The organism is Pseudomonas sp. rhizo25 (assembly GCF_031931935.1).
Taxonomy (GTDB): Bacteria; Pseudomonadota; Gammaproteobacteria; order Pseudomonadales; family Pseudomonadaceae; genus Aquipseudomonas; species Aquipseudomonas synxantha.
On record NZ_JAUJXA010000006.1, the window covers coordinates 20,096 to 41,901 of the forward strand.

A 21,806-nucleotide genomic window follows, 5' to 3' on the forward strand; every position below is an offset into this window, starting at 1 on the left:
CGCCAAGGTAACAACTTATGCAAAGGCTTAGTTCGAGCCTTCGTCGTCGCAGTGCCGAAGAAACATTATCCATCATCACCAACGACCTTGCCCCACGCCTGGGCATTACCCGAGTAACCGACACAACCTGGCTGGACCGTATCGGCATCCCAGTGTTTGCCAGTATTCGACCCGATGCCCTCAAGGGCTCGCTGTGCGTCAATGCAGGCAAAGGCCTCAGGCCAGCCGAAGCCAAGATAGGCGCGTACATGGAGGCTATCGAATTCAGCCTTGCGCAATACAATACGGCCCAACTGACACTGGTGGAGAGCACTCCTCGGCAACTCATCGACAGCCATGAGGGCCGCATAGCGTTCAATCAGTTCTGCATGCTGTATGGCTTCTCTGCCAATGCCGACGCGCTCATCATGGCCATCGAAGTCGAAGACGTATTGCGCGAGAAAAAGGTCCTTGCACCCGCCGAACTGGTGTTCATTCCCTACCCCGAGAACCCAGGGCAACAACTCTTTGGAGAAAGCTCCAGTGGCCTGGCCTCCGGCAATGACTTGGTGGAAGCCTCGGTGCATGCGATGTGCGAACTGATGGAGCGCGATGTCCAGGCCTTCAATCACCTGCATGACCGTTCCTGCCTCGTCCATCTGGACCAGTACAGCGCAGAGATCGCTGCCCTGATCAGCAAGGTCAATGACGCCGGCCTGAGCCTGTCGGTCCGCTACACCGAGAACTGCTTTGGACTGGCCTACTTCCAGGCGTTCATCATGGAAGAGTCCCCCCAGGCCCCCATCTCTGTGGCGACTGGCTCAGGGCTGCATCCGATCAAGGAAATCGCCTTGATCCGGGCAATCTGCGAAGCGGCCCAAAGCCGTCTGAGTCACATCCACGGTGGCCGGGACGACATCATTGAGCGGGTCAAATACTTCGAGAAGAAAGGCCGCTCCGTGGAGCTTGAAGCGATCTCACGCTTGCGTAACGTGGCGACCTCCCGTGAACAGATGATCGATTACTCCGCCATCGACTGCCAGGAAGCCGCGATCCCCACCATCGAAGCGGCCTGGACGTTGCTTATCGAGCGGTTGCAGGCCATCGGCCTGAGTAGCGTGCTGAGGGTCGTGCTTAGCAAGGCCACGGACGACATCACGGTGGTCAGAATCATGATTCCGGGGCTTGAAGCCTTTGAACCCGGGTTGAAAAGGGTCGGTCCGAGGTTACTTACGTATGTCAAACAAAGCGCTTGAACCCTGCACGCTATTTGCGGGCCCTTCCCTGCAAGGCATCGACAGCCGACTGCTGTGCAGTGACGACCTGGTGGTATGCCCGCCCGTCAAACGCGGCGACATAGAACGCCTGGTCGCGCAATCGCCGCCCTCGGACCTTGCGATTGTCGATGGGGTGTTCCATGCACACCCTGCAGTCGGGCATGCCGAGATCCTGACGGCGCTGAACGCCGGTTGGCGCATTTGGGGCCTGTCTTCCATGGGGGCCATTCGCGCCTGTGAAATGGACAGGTTGGGAATGACCGGCTTTGGCGAAGTCTATCGGCAATTCGCCAGCGACCCGGACATGTCCGACGACGAAGTGACATTGGTGCACCAGGCACAAGCGCCTTACCTTTCGCTCAGCGAGCCGCTTATCCATATCCGGCAGTTTTTGAAGCACTGGACGGCGGAGCAAATCATCACGCCAGCCCACGCACAGCAAACCCTGCACTACCTGAAAAACATGTGGTACGGACATCGCACGCTCAGTTGTCTGAAAGACGCCTTGATGGCACTGCCTGTCGCGGAACCCACCATAGACAGTGCCCTGGCCAACTTTTCGGCCTACAGAATAAAAAGTCTGGACTTGATCGATTTTCTCAAACTGAAACCATGGACGAAGACGGTAAAACAGAATGTCGCCATCAGAGATACTGTGTGAAATAAACGGCTTGCCGTTTGTAAATCCACACTTCAACAGCACCAAACTTCTAACCCTCGTCGCCGTTGTACGCAGGAATATTGCGGGCAGCGAGTTACCGTTAGCCACTTATCTGCAACCTGATTTTGCCACCGACCTGTATCACCAGCACGTCGAAGGCGCGCCTGAGTTTCCACCCCATCAAGCGCTGGGTAACGCCGAGCAGTTCATGCTGGCCGAAGCCAGGAGCAACCTTAAAGCCTTGCTGCCGCACTGGAGCAAACTGTTCGATCTGCCAGTGAATATCTATAAGTTGCTGACGCACCAGGTCAGCCTGACCAATCCGGTGCTGCCGCAACAGATGTTCCTGGGTGAAGACGCGTTCACCAGCATCACCGATCTTGAGGAACTGCTCGTGCATGAGCTGTCGCATATCTGGTGCAGCATGATCGCCGAGATTTACGACTTCCAGCTCAAGGACAGCGCGAACGACTATGTGCTGCCATCGGGCACCGGCGGCAAGAACCCTCGGGGTGTCCTGCTGGCTTGCCTGTTTGCGGTCAGCGCCGTGAACTATCACCAGCGCCTGGTGGCGAGCGGCTCCGGACGGGCGCGCCCCGAACGGCTGGATTTTCTGCACCAGTATTTCCTGCAGAGCCTGGCCACGCTCCAGGCATCCGCCGAATTGTCTGAAATCGGCAAGCTGATCACCTCCAGGCTGGATACATTCTCCAGTGAACTGACCACTGACAACGCTCAAGGATGACCCATGGCAGTCGTACACTTTCCCCGGCAGTTCATGCCTTACACCGACCAACATAAAACCCACGAGGCCGAGGGTTTGTGTGTCAATGATGTACTGGGCAACCTGACCGCGCGGTTTCCCGCGTTGATTGGCCCGGTGTTCTCCGAGGACCTTCATCCCCAGCCGTTCGTGGGCTTGTTCGTCAACGGCATGCCGGTAATGAGTGCGCAAGACCGCGGCCGCGCCCTGGACAGTAATGCGCAGTTGATTCTGATCAACGCCGTGGCAGGTGGCTGACATGCAGTGCGACCTGAAGACGGACACCTCCCGTTATGCCCGCCAGATAATCCTCAGTGAAGTCGGTGCCCTGGGCCAGCAACGTCTCAAAGACAGCAAGGTGCTGGTGGTCGGCGCCGGCGGGCTCGGCTGCCCGGTGCTCTTGTACCTGGCGGGCGCCGGGGTCGGCACGCTCGGCATCGTTGATAACGACATCGTCGACCTGAGCAACCTGCATCGACAGATTCTCTATGGGATGGCCGATGTGGGCGAACTGAAAGTGTCGGCCGCCAAGCGGCGCGTCAACCAGTTGAACCCGGACATCGTCGTCGATACCTTTGCCACCACGCTGAACCCGGACAATGTGCTGTCGCTGCTGGCGAGCTACGACATCATCGTCGACGCCACGGATAACTTCGACACCAAATACCTCATCAGCGATGCCTGTGTCGCCGGTGAGAAACCGATGGTCTATGCCTCGATCAGTCAGTTCGAAGGCCAGGTGTCGGTATTTAATCACTACCACCAAGCCACCCAGGAGCGGGGGCCGTGCTTTCGCGATCTGTTCGAAACCCCACCGCCTCCACACTTGACGCAAAACTGCGCGCAAGCTGGCGTGCTGGGTGTCATACCTGGCCTGCTCGGTTGCTTTCAAGCCAACGAAGTGCTCAAACTCATCCTCCAGACAGGTGAGCCATTGAGCGGCAAATTGTTGTCCATCGACTGCCTGGACAACACCTTTCACCTGTTGAGCGTCCATAAAAACCGGAACCGCCTTCCCGCACCCACCCTGGGGGCTTCCACCACGCCTGCATGGCGTGACAGCGACTGGCTGTCGCCCGACAACTTACATGATTGGCTCGAGTCACAAGCACCCTTGCAACTGGTCGACGTACGCGACAGCCATGAACACCTGCACGCTTCGCTGGGCGGCCGCTTGATTCCGCTCAAAGACATACTCGATCGCCGGCAAGAACTGGATACCACCCGCCGTATCGTCTTCTATTGCAAATCCGGGGTCAGGAGCAAGGCCGCCCTGCTGGCGGTTCGCAGCATCCACCCGCACGCGGAACTCTTTAGCCTTGAAGGTGGCATCGAGCGCTACCTGACGACTTTTCCTGACAACGCCACGCTGGTCGCGCCGTGAACGCCGCTGATTGCGCAGTTACCCTCTCCGTATCAAAGGTCCCTCAATGAGCGCAAATTCTTCAGGCATCACCTGGGGTTTTCCCGGCATCGACCGACGTCTGCTGAAAGTGCAATTCAGCTTTTTGCTGATGGTGCTGGGGGGCCGCTGCAATCAACTGGCGGTGGCCTGGTGGGCGTTACAGGAAACCGGGTCTGCACTTTATTTTGCCAATATGATTGCCTGCTCCATCGCAGCCGAGGTATTAGCCAAACCCCTGCTGGGGTGGCTGGGGGACAAGTACAACAAGATCCTGATCATCAAGCTGGCTTCCTGGCTCAGCTTGCTGACTGCCTTGTTGATGGTGGTACTGTCTGCCACGGGGTCTTTCAACCCCTGGACAGTGGGCGCGCTGATGATGATCAGCAGCGCGATCGTCGGCGTACGCGATCCGCTCCAGGCGTCGATCATTCCTTTATTTGCGGACGACGATAAAGTCTCCCTGGCCTTTCGCACTAAAAGCGTGATGTCGTCCTTTTCGATCCTGCTGGGGCCCGTCATGGCCAGTGGGTTGATCTATGGGTTCGGGATCACATTTGCGTTTGCCGCCGATTTTGTTGCGATTCTCTTCGCCGGGGCGCTGATAGCGACCATACCTAACCCCGTCGGTGCCACCAGCCACAGCGACAATGCCCCCGCCACCAGCGGCTGGCGCATGATCTACTCCGGCTTCAAGGTGGTGTATGGCGTGAAGGTCGAGTTTTACCTGGCCATTGTCGCGATGCTGATCAACTTTGCCTTGTTTCCCTTTTTCACCATCCTGCTGCCACTCTACGTAAAAGACGTCATCCACTATCCGGTCACTTACATCGGTCTTCTGGACTCATGTTTCGGACTGGGGATTCTGGCAGGCAGCTACAAAATCATCGGCTGGTTATCCGATCGCCTTCCCCGCGACCTGTGTGTATCCGCAGGCTTTGCGTTACTGGGGTTAAACCTGGTGGTGGTCGGCACCGTGTCTTCGTCGTTGCTGGTGCCGGCGGCCTTTTTCTGCGGGGGCGTCGGCCTGATGCTGATCAACATCCCCACCTCGGCCGTGAGGTTACTGGCAACCCCCAAACTCCATCGCAACCGGATCTTTGCCACGGTGGCGTTTCTCTCTGCCGCAGCCAGCCCCTTGGGCAGTTTCGCGATGACCGGCCTGATCGCCCATCTGGGCGTCGCGCTGACCATCACCGTGCTGGGCCTCATGGTGCTGCTGTTGTCGTTGCTGGTGTTTCTGGTACCCGACTTCAAAACGTTCATGCGCACCCAGGACACGCAACTGAGCGATGCCTACCTGGACAAATACCCGGCAGCGTTCGCGCGCTGACGCGTCTCGTCATCACCCACCACTTGCAAATGGAGTTGCCTTTGACCACGTCAGACCTCAAGGACCGGCCTGAACCCGCTCGCCATGAACAGATCTTCTGCGGCCAATATTATGACGACATGGGGTGCATCGGCTTCCTGGGCGACCCGTCGAAATCGGACATCTCGGTGTTGATGCTGGGGCTTTCGGATGGCGTGGCGCTGGCGCCCATTGCAGCCAGTACCCGGGTGACCCGCCTGTTGGCCGTCGACCTGGACGAGACCGCCACCGTGCGAAGCCTGGAAAACCGCAACCGACTGGCAGCGCATCTGCGCTTTGACAGTGTGGTCGACGATGCCGCGCACTTCCTGGGCGCGACCTCCGAGCGGTTCGATGTGATCATCGTCGATCTCTACACCGAGGAGGGTTACGCCCCGATCGTGTTTGATCAGGGGTTTCACCAACGGCTCAAAAGCCGCCTGAACCCTCGCGGTCATGTGGTATTCAACGGTTTTGGCGTGCCCATGAACCTAGAGCCGTTCATAGGTTTTACCCCGCAGGCCTGGCTGGCTAAGCGTCTGAATGACAGCTGGGGCGACATTCACCACCTGCCCCACCGACGCAATGCGACGTTCATCATCGGCCCACCGCCCTCCACCACTGCAGCCGTGGGGTCGTTGTGTGTCAGTGACCGGCTGTTCATGGACCTCATGGGCCTTCGCCTGCGCTACCTGACGCCCACGGTTATCCAAGACACGCCGGATGTACCACCAGCACTGGACTTCGCAGGGATTGATCAGGAGGTGCATAAACGTTGGGTGGGTGCGTTACCGGCCTTGTCCGCACTGCTTGCGCCGCCGTTGGTGCTGGGCAAACCCGGCGATCTGCTTAAGCTGCTGGATCACCCGCAAGCTTGCCTGGCACTGCAGGAGCGCCTGCTGAAAGACCCATCATCACTGCGCACCACCCTGGCCTTGCTGATCGCAGGTGAGGTCAACTTCTCTGATCGTGATATGTCATGGTTGCCGGACTGGGTCGTCGCGACCCTGGACAATAGCGTCGAAGCACGCCCTCGAGACTGGCTGGAGGGGCTGCTTCCTTACGCCTATGGCGTTATTACCCACAGGACCCGCGGGGATGCGAACAAGGTGGAGGGCTTCCGCAGAGCGCTGGATCGATTGTCACAAGCAGCGTGACCCAGCTACGCGGCTGCGCCTGCGGTGCATCAGACGCACCGTAGACCCAGCCGCGCTGCACCGCCTCTACGGCGGCTTCAGATCCGCACGTTACCGCGTGGCCCGGCAATCGCCCAGATGATCAGGCCCAGTACCGGCAACAACAGGATCAACAAAATCCACAGCACCTTGGCGCCCGTGCTCGCGCCGCTTTTGAACACGTTGATGATCGCCCAGATATCCAGCGCGAGGATGATCAGGCCAATCAGGCCATTAAAAGTGGAACCCATGGTGTCGCTCCTAAGTGAGGGCATGCCCTTGTAGGATAGCCAGGCCTGGCAGGGGTTCCGTTTTATTTTCAGACGTGTACGGCAATCTTCAAGGCTTCCAGGGATGGCTCAGCCTTGATGCCGACTTCGGCACACAGCTCCAGCACCCGTGGCAGGTCGTTGCCAAATACCAGTACCGCCTGGATCTCGTCGTCCAGCAACTGGCTGAAGTTCATCAGCACATAACCGCCATCTTCCGGGCTCAGGGCACTCATCTGGATCTGGATACGGTTCAGCGCAGTCAGGTCTTCGGTCTTGGCCAATTGCTTGGGCTTGAGGTTGAACGCCACGCCCGGGCCGAACGACGCGACGATCTGGGCAAACAGGTCGACGTAGGTATCGGCCTGGAACAACACCGTGTCCGGCAAGCTACCGACCACCACCCATTCACCCAGCGGGATCGGGAAGCTGTCGTCGTAGTTGATATCCGGGTTGGCCGTCAGGAACGCCGCCGGGTCCGCGTAGGCCTGGGCCGCTTCATCGGCGATGCGCGCTACCTCGTCGTCGCCCATGACGCCGGCGCTGATTTTGCTGATGAGTTCGACGAGGGCGGTTTTCATGGGCGATCCTATGGCGGGCGGGTTTTGGAGGGCGCGTAGCCTACACCAGTTTCTGCAACTGCGCCGCCGTATCCACCGCGCCCATGGTCTTTGCCGCCGCCAGCGCAGTGGCACCCTGTGCATCGGTGGCCTTGGGGTTTGCGCCCTTGCTGAGCAGGTAATCAACCATTTCAACGCGGTTGAACATCGCCGCCATCATCAAGGCCGTACGCCCGTCCGACGACGCCGCCTCAACCGGCGTGCCGCCGTCGATCAGCGCCTGCACCACCGGCAGGTTGCCTTTGAACGCCGCGCCAGCAATCGGCAACTGGTTCTTGTCGTTGGCGATCAAGGGGTCGGCCTTGAATTCCAGCAGTACTTTTACCGCCTCGGGATGACCGTGGTAGGCCGCGAGCATCAATAAGGTGTCGCCATTGTGATTACGAAAGTTGGCCGGCAAGCCCTTGGCCAACAACGCCGCGAGCATGGCGGCGTCGCCAAGGCGGGCCACGTCGAAGACCTGCTCGGCAAATTCGGCAGCTTCGTCTTCGGTCATTTGTTTGGGCTGGTCTGACATGGGGGCTCCTTGCTTAGGCGGCTTATGTAACTGAATAAGGCGCTCAGTGTCGCGAGGGAGTTCCCCAGTGTCATGGCTTTTTTGTCAAAAGCCGTCATAGCCAGAATCAATAACGAAAGTGTCCGCCCTGGATCTGGACCAGCAGTTGCCCGGTGACCGGCACATAGCTGTCCGTACCTGGCAACCAGGCGTAGACCGGATCATTGCCGGCCTTGCCCGGGTCGAATGCCTCCTCCTTGAGCTTCACTTTCTGGTACTTGAAGGTGCCGGTGGTTTCCATCTTCACCTTGATCCGCAGAAATAGTGGCACCGCATAATGAGGTAACTGGCCGTGGGCGAATTGCAGCAATTCACGCATATCCAGAGCGGCCAGGGATTCTCTGGGGGTGATGGCGACCATGCCCGCACGACCATTGGTGTTTTCGATCTCGACACCGTAGGCCACTACCTCGGCGATCTGCGGGTGTTGCAGCAGGACGTTTTCCACTTCGGTGGTCGAGACGTTTTCGCCCTTCCAGCGATAGGTATCGCCCAGGCGATCAACAAATTGCGCGTGGCCAAAGCCAATGCTACGCACCAGGTCGCCGGTGTTGAAATAGCGGTCGCCCTTTTCGAACACGTCGGTCAGCACTACCTTGCGGTTCTTTTCGGGGTCGGTATAGCCATCGAAAGGCGATTTCTCATCGATTCGCGCCAGCAACAGGCCCTGGCCACCGGTGGCGACCCTGTGCATGAACCCGTCACTGCCGCGCAGCGGCTCATTCGTGTCGTGGGCGTAATCCACCAGCGCCCAATGCTGCAGGCAAAAGCCGATGGTGTTGTCGAAATTCAGCACATTGGTGAAGCCGATATTACCGTCGCTGGCGGCATACAGTTCGCAGATATGCTCGACCCCATAACGCTGCTTGAACGTTGCCCACACACCGGGGCGCAGGCCATTGCCGACCATCTTGGTCACGCGGTTATCGCGGTCCTGTTCGCTGGGCGGCTGGTCGAGCAAGTAGCGGCACAACTCACCGACGTAGCCAAGGGTGGTCGCGTTGAACCTGCGCGCATCGTCCCAGAACTGGCTGGCACTGAATTTGCGCCGGATGGCGAAGCCGGACGCACCAATAATCGCCGAGCCCCAGCACACACACAGGCCGGTGGCGTGGTACAGCGGCAAGGTGCAATAGAGAACGTCCTGCGGGCCCATGTCCAGTGCGATGCTGCCGAAGCTCACGGCGGTCTTGGTCCAGCGCCCGTGCTTCATGATGCCGGCCTTAGGCAAGCCGGTAGTGCCGGACGTGTAGATATAGAAGCAGGGGTCGTTGAAGAAAACCTGCGCGGAGCTCGTCGGGTTGTCTACCGGGCCGTCGGCGCTGGCAGCCATCAGGTCGATGTAGCCTGCGGGCGTCGCGCTGCCGGGTTGATCTGCGATAAACCAGGTCCGCTCGGCCGGAATCCCGACCTGATCGCGCACCGCCGCGTAGGGGCTCGACAATTCCGCGCCTACCACGATGGCTGCGGGCTTGACCAACGTCAGGCTGTGCACCAGCGGCGCCTGGGTTTGCGAGGTGTTGAGCATGGCGCAGATGCCCCCCAGCTTGGCCACGGCCAACACGCTCAACAGCAACTCGGGGCGGTTCTCGATAAACAGCGCCACCACGTCACCCTTGCGGATGCCTTGGGCCTGCAGGTAGTGGGCGATGCGATTGGCATGCTGATTGGCGTCGCGATAGCTGATCGCGCTGTCCGCATAAAGCAAGGCGTTGCCATCTGGGTTGCGCAGCGTGGCTTGCTCGAAATGCCAGCCCAAGCCGCAGGGTTGCCTGGGGTCAGTGACATTGCCTGCGCGCATGCCGCGGACCACTCGCGGCAGTGCTCGAACGATAGCAGGCACCTTGCGCAGCATCATGCTCCAGGTGATGAGGTCGTTTTGCGGATGGCTCATGGCGGAACGTCCCTTTTCTTATTCTTGGTCTGGTCGAGAAACATCGACGGCCCCATGGGAATTCGCCGAATGGCTCGCAGGAAAATACGTCAGCCATTCTTTGGCTGTACACGCAGGATTTGAAAAGTTTTGTATCCCAGGCGGCGGCGGCCATTGGCGATGGAATTTTCTGGGAAAAATCGTGGTCAATAGTGTGGAGGGCCAACGGCCCAGCGTGAAAAATGCCCGACCCGGTAGCGCAAAATGCAGGATGCACGATGGACCTTCATGCAAAATGCACGAAAATGAAAACTGCAAAAAATTATAAGTAGCTGATTTATAAGGTTTTTTTAAGACAGGCAATACTGGCACAATCACTGCACCTATCACTCCATGCTTGCCAACTTGAGCCAACGGAGCTGATAGACATGAGCCTGATCCAAGATAAATTCGCTTCAGTATTCTCCAACTACGACGTCACCACCCAACCACGTCCAGACGGCGGCATCCTGTTGACCCTGCGCAACAGCGAAGGTAAGCAGGTCAAGCGTTCGATCTCTTACCAGCAGCTGCACACCGCTGATCAACTGACATGGGTGATCAGCGCCATTCGTCGCGACCTGGCCGAACAAGCCAGTGAGCTGCCACAGATTTCGATGCTGCAAAGCCAGAACCGGTTTGCCCTGCCGACTTACCATTCGGCTTAAGTCATCGACGTGAAAAGGGCCGCGACGCTTTTAGGCTTCGCGGCCCTTTTTTATGCCTTCAACACAAGCCCTGGCGGGAGGCTTCATTCATCGCCTGCACACGGTTGGTGACATCTAGCTTGCCGTAGATATTGCGCAGATGGAATTTCACTGTGGCTTCGGAGGTGGCGCGAATCTGGCTGATCTCCCAGACGGTCTTGCCCTCTGAGGCCCACCGCAGGATTTCCAGCTCCGTCGGCGTCAGGGGCTTGCCAGACAAGCTCAGGCGCTTCCTGACAGCCGTGGGTACGATAACCAACGGGGGATATGTCTGCTCTGGGCCATTCATTGCTCTCTCCTTTGATATCTGCTGATGCGCTGCCACCTTTCGGATTCCTCCTATTGACAGATGGCTTAAACATTGACGCGGAACAGAGAGTTACATAACGAATGGAGTGAAAGCGTAAAGGACAGAATAAACAGCTTCGCCCTACAACTAATTGAGTTTCTTCCCACAGCAAATTCCAACTTGCCTGGGTTGAATATTCAATTTTTTATGCTTAGTCGTCCAATTCCGGAAAACGAACAGCTATATCGTCGCCGGTGAGTTTTGGTTCCCGGCCTTGAGCGGTGTCGAACAAGCGCAGCGTTACACAGTGCGGGTTCTCGCCCATATCGAACCAGTGGGGTAAACCTGCCGGGATGATCAGCAGGTCATGTTTCTCACAGCGCACGCCGTACACATAATCGTCTATATGGAGAGTGAACAGCCCCTGGCCGGCGACGAAGAAGCGTACGTGATCTTCACTGTAGGTTCGTTCGGCCAGGCACTGGGCTCGCAACCCGTCCTTCTGTGGATGATCATTCTCTACGCGAATCACTTCCACGGCGGCGTAGCCGAGCGCATCGATCTGCGCCCGGTACGCCTCGATCATTTCAGCCTCACTGGCGCCCTTTTCGACCGGGCTGGGCTGCCAGCGCTCAAAGCGAACGCCGTGCTCGGCCAGGATCGACCGGATGTCATCGACATGGGTGAGCACCTTGTTCGGGGTATCCGCAGTGGCGATGGGGTAGACGGCTACATAACTCATTGCATGGCTCCTTGGTTCGGCTCTTGCAATCGAAGGCCAATGATAATGGCGGCGGCCAGGGCCGCGGCGCTGGCGATACTGAATGTCAGGGTCGGCCCCAGCAGGTTCCAGCTATAGCCGGAATACAGGGCACCGAGGGCGCCGCCCGTGCCGGCCAATGCCGCATATAGCGCCTGGCCCTGGCCTTGCTGGCGGTCACCGAAGCTGCGTTGCACAAAGGCAATTGCCGCCGCGTGAAAGCTGCCGAACGTGGCGGCGTGCAGCAGCTGCGCCAGGAGCAGCACCCACAAAAATTCGGCGAACGAGCCCAGCAGCAACCAGCGCAGCGCCGCCAGCAGGAAACTGGCCAACAGCACCCGACGCACGGAAAAGCGCGCGAGGATGCGGCTCATGGCCAGGAACATCAGCACCTCCGCCACCACCCCCAGCGCCCACAACAGGCCGATCACACCGCGGCTGTAGCCCAAGTGTTCCAGGTGCAGGGTGAGGAAGGTGTAGTACGGGCCATGGCTCATTTGCATCAGCGCTACGCAGGCATAGAACGCCATTACCCCGGGACTGCGCAATTGCTTGAGGAAACCGTCACCGGCCAGGCGCTTGCCGTGGCTGGTGGGCTGCGCGTTCGGCACCCACAGGCTGGCACCAATGATGCCGGCCATGATCACCACGACCACCACCGGGTAGATATCCAGGCTCAGCCAGTCGAACAGACGCCCCATGATCACCACAGTGAGGATAAAACCTATGGAACCCCATAGGCGGACCTGGCTGTAGCGCGAGGTCTGCTTGTGCAGGTGGGCCAGGGTGATGACTTCAAACTGCGGCAGCACCGCATGCCAGAAGAATGCGTGCAGGGCCATGACCATCGCCAGCCAGGCGTAGGTCTTGCTGACAAAGATCAGGCAGAAACTGGCCAGGGTGCACACCGCGCCAAACCGCACGATGGCCAGGCGCCGGCCGGTGTAGTCGCCGATCCAGCCCCACAGGTTAGGCGCCACGCAGCGCATCAGCATGGGGATGGCCACCAGCTCGCCGATGCGCGCACTGGAGAACCCAAGGTGATCGAAGTAGAGCGCCAGGAACGGCGCCGTCGCCCCCAGCAGGGCGAAGTAGAACAGGTAGAAGCTGGAGAGGCGCCAGTACGGGAGCGGTGGGGTCATTTCAGGCGGGGCTGCTTCGCAGCCCGGCGCGAGCAAGCTCGCACCTCGCCACAGAACGTCACAGCTGGCCCAGTACCGGCGTACTCACGCGCACATCGGCATTTTGCCCACGGTTGCGCAGCAGATGGTCCATCAGCACGATGGCCATCATGGCCTCGGCAATCGGCGTGGCCCGGATACCGACACACGGGTCGTGGCGGCCCTTGGTGATCACGTCCACCGGGTTGCCATGCACATCGATCGAGCGGCCCGGCGTGGTAATGCTCGAGGTCGCCTTGAGCGCCAGATGCGCCACAATCGGCTGGCCGGAGGAGATACCGCCGAGGATGCCGCCCGCGTTATTGCTGAGGAAACCTTCCGGGGTCAGCTCATCACGGTGTTCGGTGCCGCGTTGGGCGATGCAGGCAAAACCGGCGCCGATCTCCACGCCCTTCACCGCATTGATGCTCATCAGTGCGTGGGCCAGCTCGGCGTCGAGGCGGTCGAAGATCGGCTCGCCCAGGCCCGGTTTCACCCCTTCGGCCACCACGGTGATCTTGGCGCCGACGGAGTCCTGGTCGCGACGCAACTGGTCCATGTAGGCTTCCAGCTCCGGCACCTTGTCCGGGTCGGGGCAGAAGAAGGCATTGTCTTGCACGCTGTTCCAGCTCTTGAACGGGATCTCAATCGGGCCCAGCTGGCTCATGTAGCCACGGATGACGATGCCTTGGGTGGCCAGGTATTTCTTGGCGATGGCACCGGCAGCCACGCGCATCGCAGTTTCCCGCGCCGAGCTGCGGCCACCGCCACGGTAGTCGCGCTCGCCATATTTATGATGGTAGGTGTAGTCCGCGTGGGACGGGCGGAACAGGTCCTTGATCGCCGAGTAGTCTTTGGACTTCTGGTCGGTGTTGCGAATCAACAGGCCAATGGCGCAGCCGGTGGTGCGGCCTTCGAAGACCCCGGAGAGGATTTCGACCTCGTCCGGTTCCTGGCGCTGGGTGGTGTGGCGGCTGGTGCCGGGCTTGCGGCGGTCCAGGTCGCGCTGCAGGTCTTCCAGGCTCAGCTCCAAGCCAGGCGGGCAGCCGTCGACAATGGCAACCAACGCCGGGCCATGGCTTTCGCCCGCGGTGGTGACGGTGAACAATTTGCCGAAGGTATTGCCGGACATGCAGGGCGCTCCGTGAAATCAGTTGAATCAAGTCAACCGTAATAACTTAAGACGGCCAGTATACGCAGGCTAACCGACTAGTTCATCCTCGAAACCTTACCGGTAGACGTTGGTCCAACCGGCACCTCTCTGATGATGGCGCGATGATGCTGCGAGTTTTACTGTTCACCCTCACCCTGTTGACCACTGTGGCCCAGGCCGCCTCCCCTGTCGTACTGCAACGCCCGATCAGCCTGGACACCGGCAGCGGCGAGCTATTTGGCTCGTTGCTGTTACCGCAGTCCGACAAACCGGTGCCGGTGGTGCTGATCATCGCCGGCTCCGGCCCCACCGACCGCAATGGCAACAGCGCCGACGGCGCCCGCAATGACAGCCTCAAGCGCCTGGCCTGGGTGCTCGCCCGGCATAACATCGCCAGCGTGCGCTACGACAAGCGCGGCGTGGCCGCGAGCCTGGCGGCCACGCCGGATGAGCGCAACCTGACACTCGACGCCTACGTGTCCGACGCAGTGGCCTGGGGCAAGTTGCTCAAGGCCGACCCGCGCATGGGCCCGTTGATCGTGCTGGGCCATAGCGAAGGCGCCCTGGTGGCCGCCCTCGCCGCCCCGCAACTGGCGCCGGCCGGGGTCATTTCCCTGTCGGGCAGCGCCCGCCCGGTGGACCAGGTGATTCGCCAGCAACTGGCCGATCACTTGCCCCCTGCCCTGTTGCTGCGCAGTAATCAAATCCTCGACCACCTCAAGGCCGGCCAAGTGGATGCCGATGTGCCGCGCCCGCTGGAGGGCATTTTCCGGCCGAGCGTGCAGCCTTACCTGATCAGCCTGTTCCGCGCCGACCCGTCGGCCGCTTTCGCCAGGCTGAGCATGCCGGCGTTGATCATCCAGGGCACCAACGACATCCAGGTCGGTGTAGCAGATGCCCGGCAACTGAAAAAGGCCAAGCCCGACGCGCAGTTGACGGTGATCGAAGGCATGAACCACGTGATGCGCATCGTGCCCAACAACGTCAAGCAGCAACTGGCGTCCTACAACGACCCGAAACTGCCCCTCGCCGCTGAGCTGGGCCAGCGCATCATCGGCTTTATCGACGGACTTCAACCCCGTTAAGCGACTATTGGCCTCCAGTCCTGGGAAAAACGGCCGATAAGCCCTGGGTCGACAGTAAAAAGACTGTCGGCTCGCCGGGCTTGGACAGGATCGCGCCGCATGACAACCACCGAAGCAACACCCGAATCGACTGCCGACACCCCGACTGGGCCCGAGGCCGTCGTGGCGCCGGCCCTGCCGTGGGCGGACGTCCACGCCGAACATTTCAAGATGCTGCGCCTGGCGCCCCTGGCCACCGACCGTGCCACCGGTGCCAGGCCGTTGCGCTTCGTGCAGTTCGGCTATGCCGAGCGCCATGACAAACATCACAGCTTGCTGCGCATGGTTATTCAGTTGCCAGGCCAACGGGTGCGTCGCGAGCAGAATCACTTGGATATCTGGGTCGATCACGATCAACACCGCGTGCACTTTGGCCCGGGCAACAGCCTCGAAATCGAACCGGCCAACCGCGGTCTCGGCCGCTTCCTGGTCGCCCAGGCCGCCGCATGGGCAAAGAAGAAGTGGTCACACTACCGCGTCGATGGCGTGGACCTGGCCAACAAGGACGCCCTCAACGAAGCCACGCGCCTGCGCCGCGATCATTTCCTGCGTATCCAGGGCTTTGATGTGGCCTATGCCGATGTGCAGCACCTCAAAGGCAATGTACAGCCGGGCAAGGTCAGCGGCGTACTCGACAGCTGGAACACCGAGAAGGTGCAGTTCGTGGAGATTCTCGAAGCCGCGCAGATGCTGCAACAGGCCGAGCAGAACCTGATGGAACAGGAAGTGAAGTTGCGCAAGGAGGAGGAAAAGGTCACCAAGTTCAAGCGGGAGGACAGCGGGCTGCGCTTTACCATCACCTGCCTGGTGGCGTTTACGGTGTTTCAGGCGGGGTTGTTGATCTGGATTGCCACACACCGTTAACAGACTGGAATGCAATTAAAAATGTGGGAGGGGCGGTGCGACGATTCGACTTGCCCCCTCCCACATTGGCCCAGTTTCTTCAGTTAAACCTGGGTTAAACCCTGGCAGCGAAAATGGCCTGATGTTGGCGACACTGCTCAGCCGTCAACATGAACACCCCATGCCCGCCACGCTGGAAGTCCAGCCAGGCGAAGTCCACTTCCGGGTACAGCGCTTCGACATGCACCTGGCTGTTGCCCACTTCGACAATCAGCAACCCCTTCTCGGTCAGGTGATCGGCCGCTTCGGCGAGCATCCGGCGTACCAGGTTCAGGCCGTCGTCACCGCAGGCCAGGCCCAATTCCGGCTCGTGCTGGTATTCGTCGGGCATGTCGGCGAAATCTTCGGCATCCACGTAGGGCGGGTTGGACACGATCAGGTCGAAACGCTGGCCAGGCAGGCCGTCGAAGCCATCGCCCTGTACGGTGTAGACGCGCTCGTCGACGCCGTGGCGCTCGATATTCTGATTCGCCACTTCCAGGGCTTCGAAAGACAAGTCACCCAGCACCACTTCAGCGTCCTGGAACTCGTAGGCACAGGCAATGCCAATGCAACCAGAGCCAGTGCACAGGTCGAGGATGCGTGCCGGCGGCTGGGCCAGCCATGGCTCGAAGCGGTGTTCAATCAGTTCGCCAATCGGTGAGCGCGGAATCAACACGCGCTCATCGACGATAAACGACAGGCCGCAGAACCACGCCTCTTTCAACAGGTACGCCGTCGGCACACGCTCATGGATACGGCGATGCAGCAAGCGCTGCACATGGGAGATTTCCTCTTCTTCCAGGTTGCAATCCAGGTAGCTGTCGGCAATTTCCCACGGAAGGTGCAAGGCGCCGAGCACCAATTGCCGGGCTTCGTCCCAGGCGTTGTCGGTACCATGGCCGAAAAACAGGTCTTCCCCATGGAAACGGCTGACAGCCCAACGGATGTGGTCGCGCAAGGTGCGCAGGCGGGAAGTGATCACGGGGGCAGACTCCTGGAAAAAACGACTGGCGATTCTAACAGCCTTCACCTGTACGGACGATGTACGAAAACCCCGGCGCCGTACGTCGGATTTCATCCAATTGGCCCGCTTTGTGTTAAACAGGCTCACCTCTTGACATGGCTGCACGCCAGCAACGGCGTACCTTACGATAGTAGCGATTCACAGAAGCGCTCAGCCAGTGGACAATGTCGCAAAAGCCCCACTCACAGGAGCCCCCAGAATGTCCGTTCCAAAGACGATGTTTCAACTCAGCGGTCGCGGTTACGCAGCAGCCAACCTCAATCATGCGACCCTTGTGATCATCGACGCCCAGAAGGAATACCTCAGCGGCCCACTCGCCCTTTCGGGCATGGACGCGGCTGTCGAGCATATCAAGCAACTGTCGGCGGCGGCACGCAACGCCGGGCGCCCGATCGTGCATGTGCGCCACCTGGGCACCGTCGGCGGCCTGTTCGACCCCCAGGGCGAGCGCGGCGAGTTCATTCCGGGCCTGGAGCCTGAGGGTGACGAAACCATTATCGGCAAGCTGCTGCCCAGCGCCTTCCACGGCACCGGCCTGGAAAAACACCTGCAGGACCTTGGCTCTCTGGACCTGATCGTCTGCGGCTTCATGAGCCACTCCAGTGTCAGTACCACCGTGCGTGCGGCCAAGAACCTGGGCTTTCGCTGCACCCTCGTGGAAGACGCCTGCGCCACCCGCGACCTGCCTTACAAGGGCGGCATCCTGAGTGCCGAGCACGTGCAGCAGACCGAAATGGCGATCATGGCCGACAACTTCGCCACCCTCGCCTTGACCAAAGATCTGATCTGATCACTCCCCAATGAGCGGCGTATTGACTGCGCCGCTCATCCGCAAAGCCCTCTCATTTGGCGCTTTTACCTCGAGCACTGGAACAACCTGTGTATCTTCCGGTCGAAGGGCCGATACCCTGGAGGAAAGGTCGGAATGAAGATATCCGATGGTTTTGATGCTCGTCGCTTGCGCCCCAAGGGCCCCAGCAACTGGCGTCTGCGCCTGGTAGCCGGCATTGCCGCGTTGCTGGCCATAGTAGGCGTGCTGTTGGCGGGCGCTGGTGGCGCCGGCCTGTTTGGGCATTCACCGGCACTGGGCGAACTGAATGCCAGCCCGGGCGGCTCGGCGATCCTGTTAGTGATTGGCCTGCTCGTAATATGGCTGGGTGTATGGCTGTGGCGCCGCAGCCGTCGGCGGATGCGCCAGCCATTGTCGTTGAATATCGCCTCGCACCTGATGAAAAAGCACGACTGATGGCGCTTGGATAGCGTTTCCTGCGCCCTGGCCGCCGCGATTTAGGTAAACTGCCCGCCCTTCGCGGAGGCTGACATGCAAGACGACGATTTTTCCCTGTTCAAGAACGAGCTGCGCGGCGTCAAGCCGATCAAGCACGACCGCGCCGACACCGGCAAACCCAAGACTGACCGGGCGCAGATCGCCAAGCTGCGCCAGGCCGCGACCGTGCGCACCGATGCCACCACGGTGGATGGCCTGTCAGACCAGTTCGTCATCGACGTCGGCCCCGAAGATGAGCTGATGTGGGCTCGCGACGGCGTGCAGGAAAGCCAGATACGCAAGCTCAAGGCCGGCCAGATCCCGTTCGAAGGCAGCCTCGACCTGCACGGCATGAACGTGGAAAAAGCCCGGGAAACTTTGTGGGCCTTCCTCGCCGAAGCCACCCGGTTCGAAATCCGCTGCGTGCGCGTCACCCACGGCAAGGCGGTGCGGCTGGACGGCAAACGGCCGATGATCAAGAGTCACGTCAACACCTGGCTGCGCCAGCATGCCCAAGTACTCGGCTTTGCCTCCTGCCAGCCCCGCCATGGCGGTGCCGGCGCGGTGTATGTGATGCTCAAGCGCACCATGCTGGAGGGGCGCGACGAGTAACAAGTGCCATCGTCAGGCTTGCAGCGATGTGTCCGCCACCGTAACCTTGCACTTTGCGAAAATCCCACAGGTAGTTTCATGTCCCTGGAACAGAATTACACAGAGATTCTCGGCCAACTCGGCGAGGATGTCTCCCGCGAGGGCCTGCTCGACACGCCAAAGCGTGCCGCCAAGGCGATGCAGTATCTCTGCCGCGGTTATGCACAGACCCTCGAAGAAGTCACCAACGGTGCCTTGTTCAGCTCCGACAACAGCGAAATGGTGCTGGTCAAGGACATCGAGCTGTACTCGTTGTGCGAACACCATCTGCTGCCGTTTATCGGCAAGGCTCACGTTGCCTATATCCCAAGCGGCAAAGTGCTGGGCCTGTCGAAGGTCGCACGGATCGTCGACATGTATGCTCGCCGCCTGCAGATCCAGGAAAACCTCAGCCGCCAGATCGCCGATGCCGTATTGGAAGTCACTGGCGCCCTGGGCGTGGCCGTGGTGATCGAGGCCAAGCACATGTGCATGATGATGCGCGGTGTAGAGAAACAGAATTCGTCGATGATCACCTCGGTGATGCTCGGTGAGTTCCGCGACAACGCCGCTACCCGCAGCGAGTTTCTCAGCCTGATCAAGTAACAGGCCTCGCTTGAAAAAACCGGCGTTCATCGCCGGTTTTTTTTCGCCTGCAGAAATCAGGTAAGCTGCGCCCCCTCAGTTATGGGCAAGAGGTAACAGCCATGTTCGTCAAAGCACTTCGAGTGGGCCTCGGCCAAATCATCATCGCAGGCGATTTCCTGACCCGCCCACGCAAAAAACAGCGCCCCGCCGAACAACAGGCACTCGTGAACGAAGCGGCCAAGAGCCTGACGCTGTATCAGTTCCACGCCTGCCCGTTTTGCGTCAAGACCCGCCGTACCCTGCATCGCCTAAACGTGCCGGTCGCCCTCAAAGACGCGAAGAACAACGAGCAGGACCGCCAGACTCTGCTGGAGCAAGGTGGCAAAATCAAGGTGCCGTGCCTGCGCATCGAAGAGAATGGCCAGACCACCTGGATGTACGACTCCAAGGTAATCATCGATTACCTGGACAAGCGCTTCGCTGCAGTCTGAAGCACGCTGCAGTCAATGTAGGAGCGAGCTTGCTCGCGAAAAACTCATAGGCACCGCGTTTACTCAGGAAGCACGCGTTGTCGTTGACGTTTTTCGCGAGCAAGCTCGCTCCTACAGAAATCAGGTCGGTGTTGTCAGGTCCAGATCCAGCAGTGCCGAGCCCAGGCACTTGCCGTGGGCGTCCAGGGCCAGTGAGCGGGTCACGCCCCCACGCAAGATCCCCGGCAACACGAAGTTCAGCGCCTGCACATTCGGCAATTCATAACGCCGAACGGGGGCCGCTAACGGGTCCAGCAAATCCTTGAAAAACGCTGTGACGCGCTCCACCGTAAGCTGTTCGCACAGCAACGGGTAGTCTTGTGCGCGATAGGCAATGATCGAGATGTTCGACGTGTCGCCCTTATCCCCGGTACGGGAATGGGCCAGCGTATGCAGTTTCATTCTTCAATCCTCGGTTTCACCGCTTCACGGGGCAACAACAACGACGCCACCGCCACCACTTGGCGCACGTTCTTGCTCGCGCCTCCACCACCGCTAGGGCCGTTGGTATAGAGGGTTTCCACTTCATTGCCGACGCGCACGGCTTCACTGCGGTCCTCACAACGAGCCGCCACGCGCAGACGTACTTCCCAGGGCTCAACACTGCTGCGCTGGCCGTGCAGCGCGTCCATGCCGACCAACTCGGCGCGCACCTCCTGCATCTTCACGCCCATCAACTCCAGACGTTTGAGAACAACGTCCCGCGCCAGTTTGGCCCGTGCGACAGCACCCGGACCGCCGTAGGACATCTGCCCCTCACCGATCCAGCCATCCAGATAACCGACGCTGACCTTCAACTGTTCAGGCCGGGCACGGCCATCAGCGCCCTGGACACGCACCCGGTCGACGTTCTCCTCGACAAACCCCACCTGGGAAAAATCGGCGGTCACATCCGGGGTCAGATAGGCGGCAGGGTCATGCACTTCGTAGATCAATTGCTCGGCGCATGTGGCCCGGCTGACCCGCCCCCCGGAGCCTGCGACTTTGGTGATCAAGGCGTGGCCATCCGCATCGACTTCAGCCAGCGGAAAACCCAGGCGCGCCAGGTCATCCACATCCTTGAAACCCGGGTCGGCAAAATAACCGCCACTGACCTGGCCTGCGCATTCGAGCAAATGCCCGACCAAGGTGCCGCGGCCCAGGCGTTGCCAGTCATCAAAGGCCCAACCGAACTCAAACATCTGTGGCGCCAGGAACAACGAAGGGTCGGCCACACGCCCGGTGATCACCACATCAGCGTCGACACGCAGCGCCTCAAGAATACCGTCCACACCCAGGTAGGCATTCGCGGAAATCAGCCGCTCGCCGAGGGAACCGACGGTCTGGCCGTTATCCAGCAACTGCTCGCCAGGCAAGGCATGCAGTACATCATCGCCCACCACGGCCACCACCTTGAGGCCAAGGCCGAGTTCGCTGGCAATACGCCGTACTTCAATGGCAGCCGCCAGCGGGTTGGCCGCGCCCATATTGGTGATCACACGCAGGCGGCGACGCCCTGCAAGCCGTCCGACAAAGGGCAAGACCCGGCGCATGCGCTCACCCAGCAACGGGTCGTAACCGCCCTGCGGGTCGCTGATACGCACCTGCTGCGCCAGGGCAATGGTGCGTTCGGCCAGGCATTCGAACACCAGGTAATCCAGGTCGCCCTGTTCGGCCAGTTCCACAGCCGGTTCTATGCGGTCGCCGGAATAGCCAGCGCCGGAACCGATACGCAATGTATTCAT

At 60.0% G+C, this 21,806-nt stretch carries 27 protein-coding genes; 16 read left to right on the forward strand and 11 right to left on the reverse strand.

Translation table 11 applies throughout. The features are described from left to right. Positions 1–17: 17 nt before the first annotated feature. The 7 genes from QZR30_RS15060 to QZR30_RS15090 are packed head-to-tail and all read left to right on the forward strand — an operon-like array spanning position 18 to position 6,590. The gene (locus tag QZR30_RS15060) at positions 18–1,235 is read left to right on the forward strand and encodes a YcaO-like family protein (protein WP_056847958.1); all 1,218 of its coding nucleotides are present in this window, start codon (positions 18–20) and stop codon (positions 1,233–1,235) included. Then, positions 1,216–1,917: a TfuA-like protein gene (locus QZR30_RS15065; RefSeq protein WP_052721990.1), complete on the forward strand. Its 702-nt coding sequence runs from the start codon at positions 1,216–1,218 to the stop codon at positions 1,915–1,917. The genes QZR30_RS15060 and QZR30_RS15065 overlap by 20 nt, the downstream gene beginning before the upstream one ends. Beyond that, positions 1,892–2,662 (forward strand): hypothetical protein, encoded by a 771-nt coding sequence (locus tag QZR30_RS15070; protein ID WP_152973744.1) that lies wholly within the window; start codon positions 1,892–1,894, stop codon positions 2,660–2,662. The genes QZR30_RS15065 and QZR30_RS15070 overlap by 26 nt, the downstream gene beginning before the upstream one ends. Before the next feature lie 3 nt (positions 2,663–2,665). Further along, positions 2,666–2,938 (forward strand): MoaD/ThiS family protein, encoded by a 273-nt coding sequence (locus QZR30_RS15075; protein ID WP_046071870.1) that lies wholly within the window; start codon positions 2,666–2,668, stop codon positions 2,936–2,938. Between the two features lies 1 nt (position 2,939). After that, positions 2,940–4,064, forward strand: coding sequence for a HesA/MoeB/ThiF family protein (gene moeB, locus QZR30_RS15080; protein WP_068967532.1), 1,125 nt, complete (start codon positions 2,940–2,942; stop codon positions 4,062–4,064). Between the two features lie 46 nt (positions 4,065–4,110). Beyond that, entirely contained in the window at positions 4,111–5,415 is a 1,305-nt protein-coding gene (locus tag QZR30_RS15085) for an MFS transporter (RefSeq protein ID WP_056847956.1), read from the forward strand. A 41-nt stretch (positions 5,416–5,456) separates the two neighbouring features. Then, the gene (locus QZR30_RS15090; protein ID WP_311903596.1) at positions 5,457–6,590 is read left to right on the forward strand and encodes a spermidine synthase; all 1,134 of its coding nucleotides are present in this window, start codon (positions 5,457–5,459) and stop codon (positions 6,588–6,590) included. A gap of 77 nt (positions 6,591–6,667) precedes the next feature. Here the strand turns inward: QZR30_RS15090 and QZR30_RS15095 are convergent, their stop codons facing one another. The 4 genes from QZR30_RS15095 to QZR30_RS15110 form a co-directional block, all read right to left on the reverse strand. Further along, positions 6,668–6,859, reverse strand: coding sequence for a PLDc N-terminal domain-containing protein (locus QZR30_RS15095; RefSeq protein WP_003172956.1), 192 nt, complete (start codon positions 6,857–6,859; stop codon positions 6,668–6,670). 68 nt (positions 6,860–6,927) lie between these two features. Next, the gene (locus QZR30_RS15100) at positions 6,928–7,458 is read right to left on the reverse strand and encodes a hypothetical protein (RefSeq protein ID WP_046071866.1); all 531 of its coding nucleotides are present in this window, start codon (positions 7,456–7,458) and stop codon (positions 6,928–6,930) included. A gap of 40 nt (positions 7,459–7,498) precedes the next feature. Further along, a complete protein-coding gene (locus QZR30_RS15105; RefSeq protein ID WP_311903599.1) occupies positions 7,499–8,014 on the reverse strand; it encodes an ankyrin repeat domain-containing protein in 516 nt (171 codons plus the stop codon). A 106-nt stretch (positions 8,015–8,120) separates the two neighbouring features. After that, positions 8,121–9,947 carry a long-chain-acyl-CoA synthetase gene (locus QZR30_RS15110; protein ID WP_311903601.1) on the reverse strand — a complete coding sequence of 609 codons (1,827 nt, stop codon included), beginning with the start codon at positions 9,945–9,947 and terminating at the stop codon, positions 8,121–8,123. Here QZR30_RS15110 and QZR30_RS15115 point away from each other — a divergent pair. Together QZR30_RS15115 and QZR30_RS15120 are read left to right on the forward strand one after the other, a co-directional pair. After that, entirely contained in the window at positions 9,946–10,254 is a 309-nt protein-coding gene (locus QZR30_RS15115; protein ID WP_148666909.1) for a hypothetical protein, read from the forward strand. The genes QZR30_RS15110 and QZR30_RS15115 overlap by 2 nt on opposite strands. Before the next feature lie 100 nt (positions 10,255–10,354). After that, positions 10,355–10,633: a DUF3509 domain-containing protein gene (locus QZR30_RS15120; protein WP_003172952.1), complete on the forward strand. Its 279-nt coding sequence runs from the start codon at positions 10,355–10,357 to the stop codon at positions 10,631–10,633. Positions 10,634–10,691: 58 nt separating this feature from the next. On the opposite strand, the gene QZR30_RS15125 is transcribed toward QZR30_RS15120, so the two are convergent. The 4 genes from QZR30_RS15125 to aroC all read right to left on the reverse strand — a co-directional run bounded on the left by QZR30_RS15125 (position 10,692) and on the right by aroC (position 14,013). Beyond that, positions 10,692–10,961 (reverse strand): response regulator transcription factor, encoded by a 270-nt coding sequence (locus tag QZR30_RS15125; RefSeq protein ID WP_046071863.1) that lies wholly within the window; start codon positions 10,959–10,961, stop codon positions 10,692–10,694. 211 nt (positions 10,962–11,172) lie between these two features. Beyond that, a complete protein-coding gene (locus QZR30_RS15130) occupies positions 11,173–11,703 on the reverse strand; it encodes an acireductone dioxygenase (protein ID WP_046071862.1) in 531 nt (176 codons plus the stop codon). Beyond that, complete coding sequence (locus QZR30_RS15135; protein ID WP_311903606.1) at positions 11,700–12,863, reverse strand: MFS transporter; 1,164 nt, start codon at positions 12,861–12,863, stop codon at positions 11,700–11,702. The genes QZR30_RS15130 and QZR30_RS15135 overlap by 4 nt, the downstream gene beginning before the upstream one ends. A gap of 58 nt (positions 12,864–12,921) precedes the next feature. Further along, positions 12,922–14,013, reverse strand: a complete 1,092-nt coding sequence (gene aroC / locus QZR30_RS15140) for a chorismate synthase (RefSeq protein WP_311903607.1) — start codon at positions 14,011–14,013, stop codon at positions 12,922–12,924. A 143-nt stretch (positions 14,014–14,156) separates the two neighbouring features. Between aroC and QZR30_RS15145 the strand changes: the two genes are divergently transcribed. Together QZR30_RS15145 and QZR30_RS15150 are read left to right on the forward strand one after the other, a co-directional pair. Then, on the forward strand, positions 14,157–15,119 hold the full coding sequence (locus tag QZR30_RS15145; protein WP_046071859.1) for an alpha/beta hydrolase: 963 nt from the start codon (positions 14,157–14,159) through the stop codon (positions 15,117–15,119). Between the two features lie 99 nt (positions 15,120–15,218). Further along, positions 15,219–16,022: a hypothetical protein gene (locus tag QZR30_RS15150; RefSeq protein ID WP_274355263.1), complete on the forward strand. Its 804-nt coding sequence runs from the start codon at positions 15,219–15,221 to the stop codon at positions 16,020–16,022. A gap of 94 nt (positions 16,023–16,116) precedes the next feature. On the opposite strand, the gene prmB is transcribed toward QZR30_RS15150, so the two are convergent. Continuing rightward, a complete protein-coding gene (prmB, locus tag QZR30_RS15155; protein ID WP_046071857.1) occupies positions 16,117–17,025 on the reverse strand; it encodes a 50S ribosomal protein L3 N(5)-glutamine methyltransferase in 909 nt (302 codons plus the stop codon). Between the two features lie 241 nt (positions 17,026–17,266). Here prmB and QZR30_RS15160 point away from each other — a divergent pair, with 241 nt between their 5' ends. From QZR30_RS15160 to QZR30_RS15180, 5 genes are all read left to right on the forward strand, one after another. Beyond that, complete coding sequence (locus QZR30_RS15160; RefSeq protein WP_043051836.1) at positions 17,267–17,857, forward strand: cysteine hydrolase family protein; 591 nt, start codon at positions 17,267–17,269, stop codon at positions 17,855–17,857. A gap of 135 nt (positions 17,858–17,992) precedes the next feature. After that, positions 17,993–18,313 carry a hypothetical protein gene (locus tag QZR30_RS15165; protein ID WP_046071855.1) on the forward strand — a complete coding sequence of 107 codons (321 nt, stop codon included), beginning with the start codon at positions 17,993–17,995 and terminating at the stop codon, positions 18,311–18,313. 75 nt (positions 18,314–18,388) lie between these two features. Continuing rightward, a complete protein-coding gene (locus QZR30_RS15170; RefSeq protein WP_046071854.1) occupies positions 18,389–18,946 on the forward strand; it encodes a Smr/MutS family protein in 558 nt (185 codons plus the stop codon). A 78-nt stretch (positions 18,947–19,024) separates the two neighbouring features. Then, complete coding sequence (folE, locus tag QZR30_RS15175; protein WP_043051833.1) at positions 19,025–19,570, forward strand: GTP cyclohydrolase I FolE; 546 nt, start codon at positions 19,025–19,027, stop codon at positions 19,568–19,570. Positions 19,571–19,671: 101 nt separating this feature from the next. After that, complete coding sequence (locus tag QZR30_RS15180; protein WP_046071853.1) at positions 19,672–20,043, forward strand: glutathione S-transferase N-terminal domain-containing protein; 372 nt, start codon at positions 19,672–19,674, stop codon at positions 20,041–20,043. A gap of 120 nt (positions 20,044–20,163) precedes the next feature. On the opposite strand, the gene QZR30_RS15185 is transcribed toward QZR30_RS15180, so the two are convergent. Continuing rightward, positions 20,164–20,484 carry an AtuA-related protein gene (locus tag QZR30_RS15185; RefSeq protein WP_046071852.1) on the reverse strand — a complete coding sequence of 107 codons (321 nt, stop codon included), beginning with the start codon at positions 20,482–20,484 and terminating at the stop codon, positions 20,164–20,166. Continuing rightward, on the reverse strand, positions 20,481–21,806 hold the full coding sequence (locus tag QZR30_RS15190; RefSeq protein WP_311903614.1) for an acyclic terpene utilization AtuA family protein: 1,326 nt from the start codon (positions 21,804–21,806) through the stop codon (positions 20,481–20,483). The genes QZR30_RS15185 and QZR30_RS15190 overlap by 4 nt, the downstream gene beginning before the upstream one ends.

Coding starts and splice junctions, on each gene's coding strand:
- QZR30_RS15060 (WP_056847958.1), top strand. CDS start 18: ATGCAAAGGCTTAGTTCGAGCCTTCGTCGTCGCAGTGCCGAAGAAACA.
- QZR30_RS15065 (WP_052721990.1), top strand. CDS start 1,216: ATGTCAAACAAAGCGCTTGAACCCTGCACGCTATTTGCGGGCCCTTCC.
- QZR30_RS15070 (WP_152973744.1), top strand. CDS start 1,892: ATGTCGCCATCAGAGATACTGTGTGAAATAAACGGCTTGCCGTTTGTA.
- QZR30_RS15075 (WP_046071870.1), top strand. CDS start 2,666: ATGGCAGTCGTACACTTTCCCCGGCAGTTCATGCCTTACACCGACCAA.
- moeB (WP_068967532.1), top strand. CDS start 2,940: ATGCAGTGCGACCTGAAGACGGACACCTCCCGTTATGCCCGCCAGATA.
- QZR30_RS15085 (WP_056847956.1), top strand. CDS start 4,111: ATGAGCGCAAATTCTTCAGGCATCACCTGGGGTTTTCCCGGCATCGAC.
- QZR30_RS15095 (WP_003172956.1), bottom strand. CDS start 6,859: ATGGGTTCCACTTTTAATGGCCTGATTGGCCTGATCATCCTCGCGCTG.
- QZR30_RS15100 (WP_046071866.1), bottom strand. CDS start 7,458: ATGAAAACCGCCCTCGTCGAACTCATCAGCAAAATCAGCGCCGGCGTC.
- QZR30_RS15105 (WP_311903599.1), bottom strand. CDS start 8,014: ATGTCAGACCAGCCCAAACAAATGACCGAAGACGAAGCTGCCGAATTT.
- QZR30_RS15115 (WP_148666909.1), top strand. CDS start 9,946: ATGGCGGAACGTCCCTTTTCTTATTCTTGGTCTGGTCGAGAAACATCG.
- QZR30_RS15110 (WP_311903601.1), bottom strand. CDS start 9,947: ATGAGCCATCCGCAAAACGACCTCATCACCTGGAGCATGATGCTGCGC.
- QZR30_RS15120 (WP_003172952.1), top strand. CDS start 10,355: ATGAGCCTGATCCAAGATAAATTCGCTTCAGTATTCTCCAACTACGAC.
- QZR30_RS15125 (WP_046071863.1), bottom strand. CDS start 10,961: ATGAATGGCCCAGAGCAGACATATCCCCCGTTGGTTATCGTACCCACG.
- QZR30_RS15130 (WP_046071862.1), bottom strand. CDS start 11,703: ATGAGTTATGTAGCCGTCTACCCCATCGCCACTGCGGATACCCCGAAC.
- QZR30_RS15135 (WP_311903606.1), bottom strand. CDS start 12,863: ATGACCCCACCGCTCCCGTACTGGCGCCTCTCCAGCTTCTACCTGTTC.
- aroC (WP_311903607.1), bottom strand. CDS start 14,013: ATGTCCGGCAATACCTTCGGCAAATTGTTCACCGTCACCACCGCGGGC.
- QZR30_RS15145 (WP_046071859.1), top strand. CDS start 14,157: ATGATGCTGCGAGTTTTACTGTTCACCCTCACCCTGTTGACCACTGTG.
- QZR30_RS15150 (WP_274355263.1), top strand. CDS start 15,219: ATGACAACCACCGAAGCAACACCCGAATCGACTGCCGACACCCCGACT.
- QZR30_RS15160 (WP_043051836.1), top strand. CDS start 17,267: ATGTCCGTTCCAAAGACGATGTTTCAACTCAGCGGTCGCGGTTACGCA.
- QZR30_RS15165 (WP_046071855.1), top strand. CDS start 17,993: ATGAAGATATCCGATGGTTTTGATGCTCGTCGCTTGCGCCCCAAGGGC.
- QZR30_RS15170 (WP_046071854.1), top strand. CDS start 18,389: ATGCAAGACGACGATTTTTCCCTGTTCAAGAACGAGCTGCGCGGCGTC.
- folE (WP_043051833.1), top strand. CDS start 19,025: ATGTCCCTGGAACAGAATTACACAGAGATTCTCGGCCAACTCGGCGAG.
- QZR30_RS15180 (WP_046071853.1), top strand. CDS start 19,672: ATGTTCGTCAAAGCACTTCGAGTGGGCCTCGGCCAAATCATCATCGCA.
- QZR30_RS15185 (WP_046071852.1), bottom strand. CDS start 20,484: ATGAAACTGCATACGCTGGCCCATTCCCGTACCGGGGATAAGGGCGAC.
- QZR30_RS15190 (WP_311903614.1), bottom strand. CDS start 21,806: ATGAATACATTGCGTATCGGTTCCGGCGCTGGCTATTCCGGCGACCGC.